This is a genomic window from Maritimibacter alexandrii (genome assembly GCF_005871115.1).
In the GTDB taxonomy this organism is placed as follows: Bacteria; Pseudomonadota; Alphaproteobacteria; order Rhodobacterales; family Rhodobacteraceae; genus Maritimibacter; species Maritimibacter alkaliphilus.
The window spans coordinates 614,763-627,878 of the sequence record NZ_SWKQ01000013.1 but is presented as its reverse complement, the minus strand read 5'-3'; the positions used below and the strand labels follow the sequence as shown (position 1 = coordinate 627,878).

Genomic DNA, 13,116 nt, shown 5'->3' with positions numbered 1-13,116 from the left:
AGGCCCGCCATGACCGACATCCCCTTCGACGCCCGCGCGCATTACGTCGAAATGACCCGGCGCAAACGGATGTACGGCGGCATCATGCTGGCCGTTTTCGTGGCGCTCATGGTGTCCGGCTTCATGCTGGCCGATGCCCGAAACGCGGGCGGGTTCTGGGCCGGGCTGCCGAATATCTTCGGCTTCCCCGCCGACGTGATCGCGGACACGGCCCCCAAGGTGGACCAGTTGCCCGGTCACCTCGTGGCATACTTCCCGGCGCTTATCGAAACGCTCAACATCGCGGCGGCTTCGACAATCATCGGTGCGGCGCTGGGGTTCATCCTGTCGCTTCTGTCCACGCGCGGCATGGCCCGCTGGCCGCGTCTGATCCCGGTGTTTCGCCGGATCATGGACGTGATGCGCGCGGTGCCCGAGATCGTCATCGCGCTGATCCTGATCTTCGTGCTGGGCGGCGGCCCGGTGCCCGCGATGATCGCCATCGCGTTCCACACCTCCGGCGCGCTGGGCAAGCTGTTCTCAGAAGTGAACGAGAACGCCGACCTCAAACCTATCGAGGGGCTGGCCTCGGTCGGGGCGACATGGGGTCAGCGCATGTGGCTGGGCGTCGTGCCGCAGGTCGCGCCCAACTATTTCAGCTACGCGCTGCTTCGGTTCGAGATCAACATCCGCGCCTCGGCCATCCTCGGCTTCGTGGGCGCGGGCGGCATCGGATACGAGCTTAAGAACGCGATGTCATGGGGGCAGGGTCGGTTCGACGAGGCGGCGGCGATCTTCATCCTGCTGTTCCTGACCATCGTCGTCTTCGACCAGATTTCAAGCCACGTCCGCAACCGGCTGGCACATGAGGGGGCGCATTGATGAACGATGCTACCGCATATGCACAGGCGGATCGCCTGTTCGGGCGCAAGAAGCTGTTGTCGTGGGGGCTTCCGGCGGTTGTCCTGACCTATCTGGTCTACGTCGCCTTCGCGTTCCACATCCTGACGCCCGACATGTTCGGCATCCCTTCGAACATCCCCGACCGCGACCGGCTGAAATTCGACGTGCAGAACGGGCGCACGCTCGTCGCGGATATGGTGAGCTACAAGACCCACGTGACTCGCGACAACCGCTCCGGCGACCTCAGTGTCGCCATCGAAGGTGAGCGCAAAGGGGCCTACCCGGACGGCATCGTGCCGGGCTGGGTGGACGCGCAGGGCGAGACAACGGTGATCGACCTTGGCGCCGGGCATGTCGTCACTTTCCTGCCGGACAATGCGATGACCTATGAGGTGCCCGGATACGGCACCATTCGCGGCCAGATCGAAGGGCGCACGGTCGTCACCAACATCCCCGAAGACGACGTGCCGGACTGGATCAACCTGTCCAGCGCACGCATGGCCATCACCACGGACGAGGGGCGGCTGTCCCTGACCCGCAACAAGACCGAGGTATTCAATTATTTCCCGGGGTGGGAGCTTTTCTGGTTCACGCTCGACAGCCCCTATTCCGGCCACGGGTTTATCGACATCCTCTTTGGCGACCAGATCGACCCGGCGCGCGGCAATATCGAAGGCGCGTGGCATGATTTCTGGGAAAACCCGATGTGGCGGCATGTGGACGTCGCTTGGGCGCTGTTCGAAACCGTGCTTATGGCGTTCCTCGGCACCTTCGGCGCGGCCATCGTCGCGCTCCCCGTCGCCTTCCTCGCCGCCAAGAATTTCTCGCCGCTCATGCCCGTGCGTTTCGCCCTGCGCCGTGTCTTCGATTTTTTGCGGGGGGTGGACGCGCTGATCTGGACGATCCTGCTCAGCCGTGCCTTCGGCCCCGGCCCGATGACCGGCGCACTTGCGATCCTGTTCACGGATACCGGCAGCTTCGGCAAGATGTTCTCGGAGGCGCTGGAGAACGTGGATCAGAAACAGATCGACGGCGTCGCCTCCACCGGGGCGTCGACCGTGCAACGCTACCGCTTCGGGGTCATCCCGCAGGTGACGCCGGTGCTGTTGTCGCAGGTGCTCTATTTCCTCGAATCCAACACCCGGTCCGCCACGATCATCGGCGCGATCACGGGCGGTGGGATCGGGCTATTGCTCACGCAGGCCATGATTACCCAGAAGGACTGGGAAGAGGTCACCTATTATATCATCCTGATCGTGATCGTCGTGATGCTGATGGACAGCTTGTCCGGTTGGCTCCGACGGAAACTGATCAAGGGAGAGTGACATGCGAATTCTGGTGACAGGGGCGAACCGTGGCATCGGCGCGGCGCTGGTGGCGGCTGCGCGGCTTGAGGGGCATGACGTCGTGACGCACAGCCGGTCGGGCGCGGGCACGGATATCGCCTGCGATCTGTCGGACGTGGCCGCCGTCGCCGGGGCCTTCGGCGGTTTGGGCCGGATCGACGTGCTGGTGAACAACGCAGGGATCATCGGGCCGGACCGGCAGTCGACGCTCGACATGGATTTCGACGGGTTCGCCGAGACGCTGACGATCAACACGCTTGCCCCGCTCGCGGTGGCGCAGGCCGTGCTGCCCGCGTTGCGGGCCAGCGGTCAGGGCAAGATCGTCACTGTGTCGAGCCAGATGGCGTGGATGGGCTATGCCAAGTCCGACCGCATCGCCTATCGCGCGTCCAAGGCGGCGGTGAACAAGGTGATGCAGGGGCTGGCGACCGATCTTGCCGCCGACCGTATCCCCGTCGCGCTGGTCGATCCGGGCTGGGTGCAGACCGACATGGGCGGGCCCGAGGCGGATGTGACGCCCGACGAGGTGGCGACGGGCATTCTGGGTCTGATCGAACGCTTGTCGATGTCCGATACCGGCAAGTTCTTCAAGTTCACCGGCGAGGAAAGACCATTCTGATGGCACGGCTGGGCGAGGCACCGTTCATTCACCCGGATTGTCAGATCAAGGAGGCGACCTTTGGCGCCTATGTCGAAATCGGGCTGGGTAGCCGTATCCACAACGCGCGGTTCGGGGACTATTCCTATTGCGACCGTTACGCCGACATCGCCAATGTCGAGATCGGCAAGTTCGCGAACATCGCCGCGTTTGCACGGATCGGGCCGACCGATCACCCGATGGACCAGCCGTCCTTGCATCACTTCCTCTACCGCTCGCCCGACTATTTCGACGATGCCGAAGCCGATGTCGGGTTCTTCGAGAAGCGCGCGGCGCGCCTCGCCCATATCGGGCATGACACATGGATCGGCCACGGGGCGGTGATCCGGCCCGAGGTCAGGATCGGGCACGGCGCCGTCGTGGCGAGCATGGCGGTGGTGACGCATGACGTGGACCCCTACCAGATCGTTGCGGGCATCCCGGCGAAACCGATGCGCGCCCGGTTCGCCCGACCCATCGCCGAGCGCCTGATGGCGCTCGGGTGGTGGGACTGGGAGCACGCGGTCCTGCGCGCGCGGCTGGACGATTTCCGCGCCATGCCGACCGAGGCGTTTTTGGAGAAATACGAGGGCGCCTAGCCCTCGGCCATCACGGTCAGCGTGACCTTGTCGCCCGCGAACCATGTGGTGCCGAACTCGATGGGCAATCCACCTTCGGTCCGGTTGACGCCCACCGACTTCAGCAAAGCGTCGCCCGCGCCGATCTTGAGGTGGAGCGCCTGCGTGGGCGTGGCGTGGTCCACCGAGATACGCGTCTCAGACCGCACGTAATCGGGGATGCCGTTTCGCTTGAGCGCCTCGGTGACGGACGAGACCTCTTCCAACGTCTTGGCGAGACCGGGAACCGGGGCTGCGGGAAAGACCGAGATGAAATGCGCGATGGGCTGGCCCTCGGCGAATGACAGGCCCTCGTACACGATGACCGGCGCGCCGGGGTCGATCTCCAACGCCTTGGCCTCGGTCAGATCCGCACCGCGCTCTTCGACCCTGAGCACTGTCTTTTGCGGCAGACGGCCCGAAGCGCGGATGTTCTGGTGAAAGCGCACGCGCTTGCCGATGGGATACTCGGTCGGCTCGGTCTCGACAAAGACGCCGGAACCGCGGCGCGACCGGACCACGCCGCGCCCGGCCATATCCGCGATGGCATGGCGCACCGTGTGGCGGTTGACGCCGAACCGCGCGGCCAGAGCGGCCTCGGTCGGGAGCTTGCCGCCGGGGCGGTAATGCCCCTTGAGGATTTCGTCCTCGAGTGTTGCGGCGATGGATTTCCAGACCGGGGTGCGCGCCATCCGTCACAGAACTTTCACAAGACACTGCCGACGAGTCAGCCTATGATTTGTCTAGTTGTATAGTAACGTAGACAAATCGGCAAGGTGTCTAGATGACGGAAAAGACGGACACGGCGCGGCAGGCCCGGATGGGGCTGGTGGCCAAGGCGCCGCCCGCGAGGCTGGCGGCGTTGATGGCGGGGGTGGAGGCCCCCGGCTTCGACTGGCTGCGCGCGCCCGAGGTCGGCGGCGTCATGGTCCGGGGCCGGATGGGCGGCACCGGCGCGCCGTTCAATCTGGGCGAGATGACCGTGACCCGCTGTGCGCTACGGCTGGCGACGGGCGAGGTCGGGCATGGCTACGTGCAGGGGCGCGACAAGGCCCATGCCGAACGGGCGGCGCTGGTCGATGCGCTGATGCAGACCGACCGCGCGGAAGCATTGCGGGCGCTGGTGCTCGACCCGCTGGCAAAGGCGGCCATGTCCGAAAAGGCCACGCGCGCGGCCAAGGCGGCGGCCACCAAGGTCGATTTCTTCACAATGGTCAGAGGGGAAGACTGATGCTGGACGACGCGCTTTCCGGCGATTTCACCGATGCGCCCCGTGAGGCGGCGCGCGCCTTTCGCGCGGTGCTGGACGCGATGGCGCGGCCCGGCAAGATCGTGGACATTCTGGGCGGAGCCGCGCCCGCGCCGATCTCGCCCGCCGCCGCCACTTTGATGCTGACGCTTTGCGACGGCGAGACGCCGCTTTACCTCGCCCCCGGCTATGACGGCGCGGCGATCCGCCAGTGGATCGCCTTCCACATCGGCGCACCTATGGTGGATCGCGAAAACGCGATGTTCGCGCTGGGCAGCTGGGCGGCTCTCGCCCCGCAAACGGGCTTTGCCATCGGGACGCCGGAATACCCGGACCGTAGCGCGACCCTGATCGTCGAGGTCGGGACGCTCACCACCGAAGGCGCGCGCCTGACCGGACCGGGGATCGAGGCCGAGGCGCATCTGAGCCTGCCCGAGACCGGCTTTTTCGCCCGCAACGCCGCACTTTTTCCATTGGGCGTGGATTGCCTGTTCACCTGTGAGGGCCGCCTTGCCGCGCTGCCCCGCTCGACCCGCGTGGAGGATCGCTGATGTATGTCGCCGTCAAAGGTGGCGAGCGCGCCATCGACAATGCCCATGCGTGGCTGGCCGAGGAGCGGCGGGGTGACACCGCCGTGGTCGAGCTTGGCACCGACCAGATCCGCGAACAGATGAGCCTCGCCGTGAACCGGGTCATGGCCGAGGGCTCGCTTTACGATCCCGACCTCGCAGCCCTCGCGATCAAACAGGCACGGGGCGATCTGATCGAGGCGATTTTCCTGATCCGCGCCTATCGCACGACGCTGCCGCGCATCGGTCACGCCAAGCCGGTCGATACCGGCGCGATGGCCTGTGATCGGCGCATCTCGGCCACGTTCAAGGATGTGCCGGGCGGGCAGGTTCTTGGGCCGACGTTCGATTACACCCACCGTCTGCTCGACTTCAAACTGGCCGCCGATGGTGAGGTGCCGGACGCGCCAGAGGCCGAAGCGTCAGAGGCCGACATGCCGCGCGTCACCGAGTATCTGAACCGGGACGGGTTGATCCAGTCCGAGCCTCATTCGGATGAGACGCCCCCCGACATGACCCGCCAGCCGATGGAGTACCCCGCCAATCGGGCGCTGCGCTTGCAGGCACTCACGCGGGGCGACGAGGGCTTTGTGCTGTCGATGGCCTATTCCACGCAGCGCGGCTACGCCAAGAACCACCCGTTCGTGGGCGAGCTCCGCATCGGCACAGTGGCGGTCGAGATGGACATTCCCGAGCTGGGGTTCGCCATCGAGATCGGAGAGATCACGCTGACCGAATGCGAGACCGTGAACCAGTTCACCGGATCGAAATCCGAGCCGCCGCAGTTTACGCGGGGCTATGGCCTTGTCTTCGGGCAGACCGAGCGCAAGGCGATCAGCATGTCGCTGGTGGACCGCGCGCTGCGGTGGGCGGAACTGGGCGAAGACAACCTCGGCGCCCCGGCGCAGGACGAGGAATTCGTGCTCTCCCATGCCGACAACATTCAGGCGACCGGCTTCCTCGAACACATCAAGCTCCCGCATTACGTCGATTTCCAGTCAGAGTTGGAATTGGTCCGGCGTATCCGCGCCGACGCGAAGGATGCCGCAATGAAGGAGGTCGCCGAATGAAACCGACGCATATGGTGTTCGATATCGGCGGCGTGCTTGTCCAATGGGACCCGGTCGCGGCGTTTGCCGAAGCCTGCGGTGGGCGCGAGGCGGCGATGGGGTTCATGGAACGTGTGGGCTTTCGCGACAAGAACGCGCGGGCCGACGCGGGCGAGAGCTTTGCCGATCTGGCGGATGAGATCGAAGACGCGCGGGATCGCGAGATTTTCACAGGATACCTCGACGCCTATCCCCTGACCGTGCAGCGCAAGATCAAGGGCAGCTGGGCGCTTTTGGATGCGATGAAGGAAAACGGCACGCCGGTTCACGCCATCACCAACTGGTCGGCGGAAACGTGGCCGCGCGGGCTGACCGCGCAGCCGCGTCTGAGCAAGGTGTTCGACACACTCATCGTGTCGGGCGAGGAACGCATGGCCAAACCCGACCCGGCGATCTTCGCGCTCTTCTGCGACCGTGCGTGCGTCGCGCCCGAGGCGTGTTTCTTTGTCGACGACAGCATCAAGAACGTCGAAGCGGCGCGTTCGATGGGGATGCAGGCGGCGCAGTTCATCTCGCCCAAAGTGCTGCGGCTCGACCTGATCGACAGGGGGTTTCTATGAGCGACTACAACTTCGCCTATCTGGACGAACAGACCAAACGGATGATCCGGCGCGCGATCCTCAAGGGTGTCGCGATCCCCGGCTATCAGGTGCCCTTCGCCAGCCGCGAAATGCCGATGCCCTATGGCTGGGGCACGGGCGGGGTGCAGGTGTCGGCTGCCTGTCTGACGCCCGAGGACAAGCTGAAGGTGATCGATCAGGGCGCGGACGACACGACCAACGCCGTGTCGATCCGCAAGTTTTTCGAGCGCACCGCCGGGGTCGAGACGACCGAGCGCACGAATGAGGCCACAGTGATCCAGACCCGTCACCGCATTCCCGAAGAGCCGCTGACCGAAGATCAGATCCTCGTCTATCAGGTGCCGATCCCCGAGCCGCTCAGGTTCCTCGAACCGCGCGAGACCGAGACGCGCAAGATGCACGCGCTCGAGGAATACGGGCTGATGCATGTGAAGCTTTATGAGGACATCTCGCGCCACGGCCATATCGCGACCAGCTATGCCTATCCGGTGAAGGTCGAGGGGCGCTATGTGATGGACCCGTCCCCGATCCCCAAGTTCGACAACCCGAAGATGGAGATGGCCGGGCTGCAACTCTTCGGCGCCGGGCGCGAGCAGCGCATCTATGCGATCCCGCCCTATACGCGCGTGGTTAGCCTCGATTTCGAGGATCATCCGTTCGAAGCGTCCAAGGCCGATCATCCCTGCGACCTGTGCGGGGCCGAAGACAGCTACCTGGACGAGGTCATCATCGACGATGCGGGCGGGCGGATGTTCGTCTGTTCCGATACCGATTTCTGCGCGGGCCGGCAGGATGCCGGGCATCGCGGACGCCTGAACGCCGAGGAGGCCGCCTGATGACCCCGCTTTTGTCCGTGCGCGACATCCACAAGAGCTATGGCGCGCGCATCGGTTGTACCGATGTGAGTTTCGATCTGTTCCCCGGTGAGGTCATGGGGATCGTCGGTGAATCCGGGTCGGGGAAATCGACGCTTCTGAACTGCCTTGCGGGGCATCTGGCACCGGACCGGGGCGAGGTGATCTTTGACACCCGCACGGACGGCCCGCGCGACACGCTGACCATGTCCGAGCCTGAGCGGCGGATGCTTGGCCGCACCGACTGGGCCTTTGTTCACCAGAACCCGCGCGACGGGCTGCGCATGTCGGTCTCGGCGGGTGGCAATGTGGGCGAGCGGCTGATGGCCGTGGGTGCGCGGCACTACGGCGACATTCGCGACAGCGCGACCGACTGGCTTGGCCGGGTCGAGATCGCGGCGGACCGGATCGACGATCGCCCGCGTGCGTTTTCCGGCGGGATGCAGCAGCGGCTTCAGATCGCGCGCAACCTCGTCACCGGGCCACGGCTGGTGTTCATGGACGAACCCACCGGCGGGCTGGACGTAAGCGTTCAGGCGCGGCTGCTGGACTTGTTGCGCGGGCTGGTGCGGGAGATGGGGCTTTCGGCCATCATCGTGACCCATGACCTTGCCGTGGTGCGGCTGCTGGCCGACCGGCTGATGGTGATGAAATCGGGCCGCGTGGTCGAGGCGGGGCTGACCGATCAGGTGCTCGATGATCCGCAGCACGGCTATACCCAACTCCTCGTGTCCTCCGTCTTGCAGGTGTGATGATGATCCGTATCGAAAACGTCTCGAAATCCTTCACGCTGCACAATCAGGGCGGCACGGTGATCCCGGTCATGGCGAACGCCAGCTTTGTCGTAGAGCCGGGGGAGTGCGTGGCGCTCACCGGCAACTCGGGCGCGGGCAAGTCCACGCTGATGCGGATGATCTACGGCAACTACCTTGCGGCCTCCGGGTCGATCATGGTGGGCGACACGGACGTGGCCACCGCCGCCCCGCGCGAGATCATCGCGCTGCGTCGCCATACGCTCGGGTATGTGTCGCAATTCCTGCGCGTGGTGCCGCGTGTGGCAACGGTTGATGTGGTGGCAGAGCCGATGTTGGCCGTGGGTGTTGCGCGCGACGCGGCGCGGGCGCGGGCCGAAGAGCTGCTGGCGCGGCTCAACATTCCCGAAACGCTCTGGGGTCTGTCGCCCACGACCTTTTCAGGCGGCGAACAGCAGCGGGTGAACATCGCGCGGGGCTTTGCGCATCGCTATCCGGCGATGCTGCTCGATGAACCCACCGCCTCGCTCGACGCGACGAACCGCGAAACCGTGCTGAGCCTGATCGAAGAGGCCAAGGCGCGGGGGGCGGCCATCGTCGGCATCTTCCACGACGCGCCCGCGCGGGACCGCGTGGCGGATCGCGAGGTCGACGTGTCGGCGTTCACCCCAAGGCGCGCGGCATGAGAGTGATCGGCCCCTTCGCGGTCGTCGGCCCCTCGGGCGTCGGTAAGGACACGGTGATGGAGGCGGTGCGCGCCGCCGACCCTAGGGTCGTGCTGGTGCGCCGGGTCATCACGCGGCCCGCCGAGGCCGGAGGCGAGGCATTCGAGGGCGTGGACCGCGCGGCGTTCGCGGCGATGAAAGCGGCGGGCGCCTTTGCGCTGGATTGGGAGGCGCATGGTCTGGCCTACGGCATCCCGGTGTCGATCTATGACGACCTTGGCGCCGGGCGGCCCGTTCTCTTCAACGGCTCGCGCGCCATGCTCGCAGAGGCGGTCAAGGTGTTCCCCGGTCTGCGGGTGCTGTCGATCACGGCGACCGACGATGTGCTGTCGGCCCGGCTGCGGGCGCGGGGGCGTGAGAGCGAGGATCAGATCGCCCAGCGGCTCGCACGGGCGAAACTGCCGCTCCCCTCCGGGCTGCGCGTGACCGAGATCGACAATTCGGGCGCTTTGGAGCGGGCCGTGCTGGCGGTGCGGGCCGCGCTTCAGCCGGTGAGGGCGTAGCGTTGGATCAACTGGAACCGCCCCGTCTCGTCCTCTCCGAAAAGGCACAGATCGCGCAGCGCGAACGGGCGCGGCAGGAGCGGCGTGAGATGCGGGTCGAGCGCGGCCATCGTGCGCGCGGCCTCGTCCGGGTCCAGCTTGCCGGTCAGCGTCAGATGGAACCGAAACTCGTCCATCACGTAAGGGTAGCCCCAGCGCATCAGCAACTCGTCCTGTCTCGGGGTCAGACCGGCCGCGCGCCGTCGCTGGATTTCCGATGCGGGTGCCGGGGCGCGGTGACGGTCGAGCGCCTCGACCACCTCCCCCGCCAGATGGGCGAGGGCGGATGTGTCGCCCTCCGGCACCAGCGCCACGAAGCCGCCCAGCCCTTTCAGGGCAAGCCCCTCCATCCGGACCGGCGCCAGACGCCGGGCCAGCGCCGACAGGTCGTCCTGGAGCGCCTCGGGGCTGGAACCGTCCGCCAGCCGGAAGGGCGGCTTGATCGTGCCGTGAAACCCGTATTTGCGGGGTGTGCGCGTGATCTCTTCGACCGGGCGGGGCAGGCCCGCGACGTCGGGATGGGGCTTTTCGATGCCGGACAGCGGGCACCAGCCCAACCATTCGGCAGCGAAGCGTGCGAACGGCCCCCGATCCGGGGCGTAATAGACGGCGTATCTTTGAAACTGTTCCATGCTCGGCCTGTAAGCTTAGACTGTCACATTGCGGTGACAAAGCCCTGCCACAACCCCCGAATTCCGCGGAGGCTTCCATGACCGACCTCATTTTCACCAATGCCCAAATCGTGCTCGCCGATGAGGTGATACGCGGCAGCGTGACGATCCGCGACGGACGGATCGCGTCGGTCGATCATGGCGCGACGGCGGTGCCGGGTGCGGTGGATGTGGCGGGCGATCTGCTGATCCCCGGTCTTATCGAGTTGCACACCGACAACCTCGAACGCCATCTGGAGCCGCGGCCGAACGTGGACTGGCCCCATGCCGCCGCGATCCTCGCCCATGACGGCGAACTGGCCAGCGTGGGCATCACCACCGTGTTCGATGCGCTGCGCGTGGGGTCGATCCACACCGGAAAAGGGCGGTACGAAAAATACGCGCGCAAGGTGGCGAGCGAGATTTTCGCGATGCGCCAGATGGGCGCGCTGCGGATCAGCCATTTCGTGCACCTTCGGGCGGAAATCTGCTCGGAAACGCTGGTCGAGGAGATGGAGGAATTCGGCCCCGACGACCGTGTCGGGATCGTGAGCCTGATGGATCACACGCCGGGGCAGCGGCAATTCCGCGATATTTCCAAGCTCAAGCAATATGTGGCCAAGAAGCGCAGCATGACTGATGACGAGTTCGACGCGCATGTATCGCATCTGAAATCGCTTCAAGCCAACAACGCGGATCGGCACGAAGTGGAAGCCGTCGCCCATGCCCGGCGATACGGCGCGGTTTTGGCGAGCCATGACGACACGACGGCGCAACACGTCGCTGTGTCGGCCGCGCACGGCATGGGGCTGGCGGAGTTTCCAACGACCTTCGAAGCCGCCGAAGCCTGCCATGCAAATGGCATTCAGGTGATGATGGGCGCGCCCAACCTGATCCGGGGCGGGTCGCATTCGGGCAACGTGGCGGCGCATGAACTGGCCGAAGCGGGTCTGCTCGATATCGTGTCGTCCGATTACGTGCCCTCCGCGCTCATGACCTCGGCCTTCCTGCTGGCCGATTTGTGGGATGACCTGCCGCGCGCCATCGCCACGGTCACAGCCAATCCGGCCCGCGCGGCGAACCTGACCGACCGTGGCCGGATCGCCGCGGGCCTGCACGGCGACCTCGTTCGGGTCGGGCAGGTGCAGGGCACGCCGGTCGTGCGCGGGGTCTGGTCGCACGGCAAGCAGGTCGGCTGACAGGCCGCCGGGTGCCTGTTGCACCCGGGAAACCCCTCGGCGAGAGAGTGCCGTGGGGCAATTGCCAACCCGGTTTTTTCCTGCCACATAACCCCGGTGATATCCGGGGGGATGGTCATGCACACGCGCTGCACCATAACGAAAACAACCTTGCTCCGCCGTGCGACCACGGGCGTGAGCCGCGATTCGAACCTCGTATCGCGCAACCGGAACACCGTATGACTTTTTCCCGTATTCTTCCGCTCGTCCTGTCGGTTCTTCTGAGCGCCTGTTCGATCCTTCCGAACCAGGGGCCGACCACGCAGGCCTTTGAAATGGAAGAAAACCGGATGCCGACGGCGGTCTCCGAAGGGTTCATCGTCGCCGACCTGACCCCGCGTGTCGTGCAATTGCTCGAAGGGCGTGGCGTGCAGAGCTTCGGCAGCCTTGGCGGTGCCTATCGCGGGGCCGGGCAGTACCGGATCGGCGTCGGCGATGCCGTCAGCGTTTCGATCTGGGAGGCGAACGGCGGCGGTCTGTTCGCGACAGGCGCGCCCGGCACCACCGGGTCGCGTGCCACGGGTATTCCGGCGCAGGTGGTGGAGCGTGACGGCGCGATCACCATTCCCTATGCCGGCCGCGTGACCGTTGCCGGTCTGATGCTGTCCGAGGCCGAGACCAAGATCGTCGAGGCGCTTCAGGGCAAGGCGATCGAGCCGCAGGCCATCGTGTCGGTGAACCAGAACGTCTCGAACACCGTGACCGTGACCGGCGAGGTCGTGAACGGCCGCCGCATTCCGCTGACGCAGGCCGGGGATCGTATTCTCGACGTGATCGCGGCGGCGGGCGGCGCGCGGGCACCCACGGACGAGACCAAGGTGACGCTCACGCGCGGCGGGCGCACCCTGTCGATCGCGATGGGCAAGCTCATCAACGACCCGTCCGAGAACATCTATGCCCGCCCCGGCGACACGATCACCGTGGTGCGCGAGATCCAGACGTTCACCGCCCTCGGTGCCACGGGCCGCAACACACTGGTCGATTTCTCGACCGACGGGATCACGCTGGAAAAGGCGGTTGCGAAGGCGGGCGGTCTCATCAACGTGCTCTCAGACCCCCGTGGGGTGTTCCTGCTGCGTCGCGAGCATGCCTCGCTCGCCCGTAAACTCGACCCGGGCTTCCCGATCAAGAACCCGAACGGCTACGTCAACGTCGTTTATCGGGCGAACCTGCGCGACCCGAACACCCTGTTCCTCGCCCAGCGGTTCGATGTGCTCGAGGACGACATCCTGTACGTCTCCGGCGCGCCCTCGACCGAGCTTCAGAAGTTCCTGACGCTGGTCGGCCTCGGGTCCGGCACGATCAACGATGTGACGGCGGGCGTCGCGCGCTTCACTCCGTAACCGCACAAAAATTGTGCAATGC

Annotated in this window: 16 protein-coding genes; 14 read left to right on the top strand and 2 right to left on the bottom strand. The window is 65.8% G+C overall.

Features of this window, described 5'->3' with window-relative positions:
• Positions 1 to 9 precede the first annotated feature (9 nt).
• The 4 genes from phnE (FCT00_RS15695) to FCT00_RS15680 are packed head-to-tail and all read left to right on the top strand — an operon-like array spanning position 10 to position 3,464.
• Positions 10 to 861, top strand: coding sequence for a phosphonate ABC transporter, permease protein PhnE (phnE, locus tag FCT00_RS15695; protein WP_138423757.1), 852 nt, complete (start codon positions 10 to 12; stop codon positions 859 to 861).
• Positions 861 to 2,207, top strand: coding sequence for a phosphonate ABC transporter, permease protein PhnE (gene phnE, locus FCT00_RS15690; protein ID WP_138423756.1), 1,347 nt, complete (start codon positions 861 to 863; stop codon positions 2,205 to 2,207). Before phnE (FCT00_RS15695) ends, phnE (FCT00_RS15690) begins: the two co-directional genes overlap by 1 nt.
• Before the next feature lies 1 nt (position 2,208).
• A complete protein-coding gene (locus FCT00_RS15685; protein WP_138423755.1) occupies positions 2,209 to 2,847 on the top strand; it encodes an SDR family NAD(P)-dependent oxidoreductase in 639 nt (212 codons plus the stop codon).
• Positions 2,847 to 3,464 carry an LbetaH domain-containing protein gene (locus tag FCT00_RS15680; protein WP_138423754.1) on the top strand — a complete coding sequence of 206 codons (618 nt, stop codon included), beginning with the start codon at positions 2,847 to 2,849 and terminating at the stop codon, positions 3,462 to 3,464. Before FCT00_RS15685 ends, FCT00_RS15680 begins: the two co-directional genes overlap by 1 nt.
• Here FCT00_RS15680 and phnF read toward each other — a convergent pair.
• On the bottom strand, positions 3,461 to 4,174 hold the full coding sequence (gene phnF / locus FCT00_RS15675) for a phosphonate metabolism transcriptional regulator PhnF (RefSeq protein ID WP_138423753.1): 714 nt from the start codon (positions 4,172 to 4,174) through the stop codon (positions 3,461 to 3,463). The genes FCT00_RS15680 and phnF overlap by 4 nt on opposite strands.
• A gap of 92 nt (positions 4,175 to 4,266) precedes the next feature.
• Between phnF and phnG the strand changes: the two genes are divergently transcribed.
• From phnG to phnN, 8 genes are read left to right on the top strand one after another with little or no spacing between them, the layout of a single operon-like run.
• The gene (gene phnG / locus FCT00_RS15670) at positions 4,267 to 4,713 is read left to right on the top strand and encodes a phosphonate C-P lyase system protein PhnG (protein ID WP_138423752.1); all 447 of its coding nucleotides are present in this window, start codon (positions 4,267 to 4,269) and stop codon (positions 4,711 to 4,713) included.
• Positions 4,713 to 5,282 carry a phosphonate C-P lyase system protein PhnH gene (gene phnH, locus FCT00_RS15665; protein ID WP_138423751.1) on the top strand — a complete coding sequence of 190 codons (570 nt, stop codon included), beginning with the start codon at positions 4,713 to 4,715 and terminating at the stop codon, positions 5,280 to 5,282. The genes phnG and phnH overlap by 1 nt, the downstream gene beginning before the upstream one ends.
• Entirely contained in the window at positions 5,282 to 6,370 is a 1,089-nt protein-coding gene (locus FCT00_RS15660) for a carbon-phosphorus lyase complex subunit PhnI (RefSeq protein WP_138423750.1), read from the top strand. The genes phnH and FCT00_RS15660 overlap by 1 nt, the downstream gene beginning before the upstream one ends.
• Complete coding sequence (locus FCT00_RS15655; RefSeq protein ID WP_138423749.1) at positions 6,367 to 6,969, top strand: HAD family hydrolase; 603 nt, start codon at positions 6,367 to 6,369, stop codon at positions 6,967 to 6,969. The genes FCT00_RS15660 and FCT00_RS15655 overlap by 4 nt, the downstream gene beginning before the upstream one ends.
• Positions 6,966 to 7,826: an alpha-D-ribose 1-methylphosphonate 5-phosphate C-P-lyase PhnJ gene (locus FCT00_RS15650; protein WP_138423748.1), complete on the top strand. Its 861-nt coding sequence runs from the start codon at positions 6,966 to 6,968 to the stop codon at positions 7,824 to 7,826. Before FCT00_RS15655 ends, FCT00_RS15650 begins: the two co-directional genes overlap by 4 nt.
• The gene (gene phnK / locus FCT00_RS15645) at positions 7,826 to 8,596 is read left to right on the top strand and encodes a phosphonate C-P lyase system protein PhnK (protein ID WP_138423747.1); all 771 of its coding nucleotides are present in this window, start codon (positions 7,826 to 7,828) and stop codon (positions 8,594 to 8,596) included. The genes FCT00_RS15650 and phnK overlap by 1 nt, the downstream gene beginning before the upstream one ends.
• Before the next feature lie 2 nt (positions 8,597 to 8,598).
• A complete protein-coding gene (gene phnL / locus FCT00_RS15640; protein ID WP_138423746.1) occupies positions 8,599 to 9,282 on the top strand; it encodes a phosphonate C-P lyase system protein PhnL in 684 nt (227 codons plus the stop codon).
• Positions 9,279 to 9,824, top strand: coding sequence for a phosphonate metabolism protein/1,5-bisphosphokinase (PRPP-forming) PhnN (phnN, locus tag FCT00_RS15635; RefSeq protein WP_138423745.1), 546 nt, complete (start codon positions 9,279 to 9,281; stop codon positions 9,822 to 9,824). The genes phnL and phnN overlap by 4 nt, the downstream gene beginning before the upstream one ends.
• Here phnN and FCT00_RS15630 read toward each other — a convergent pair.
• Positions 9,806 to 10,495, bottom strand: coding sequence for a DUF1045 domain-containing protein (locus FCT00_RS15630; RefSeq protein ID WP_138423744.1), 690 nt, complete (start codon positions 10,493 to 10,495; stop codon positions 9,806 to 9,808). The two genes, phnN and FCT00_RS15630, sit on opposite strands and share 19 nt — an antisense overlap.
• A 77-nt stretch (positions 10,496 to 10,572) precedes the next feature.
• On the opposite strand from FCT00_RS15630, the gene FCT00_RS15625 reads away from it, so the two are divergent.
• Both FCT00_RS15625 and FCT00_RS15620 read left to right on the top strand, forming a co-directional pair.
• Positions 10,573 to 11,712 (top strand): alpha-D-ribose 1-methylphosphonate 5-triphosphate diphosphatase, encoded by a 1,140-nt coding sequence (locus tag FCT00_RS15625; RefSeq protein WP_138423743.1) that lies wholly within the window; start codon positions 10,573 to 10,575, stop codon positions 11,710 to 11,712.
• A gap of 218 nt (positions 11,713 to 11,930) precedes the next feature.
• Complete coding sequence (locus FCT00_RS15620; RefSeq protein ID WP_008330967.1) at positions 11,931 to 13,094, top strand: polysaccharide biosynthesis/export family protein; 1,164 nt, start codon at positions 11,931 to 11,933, stop codon at positions 13,092 to 13,094.
• Positions 13,095 to 13,116: the final 22 nt, after the last annotated feature.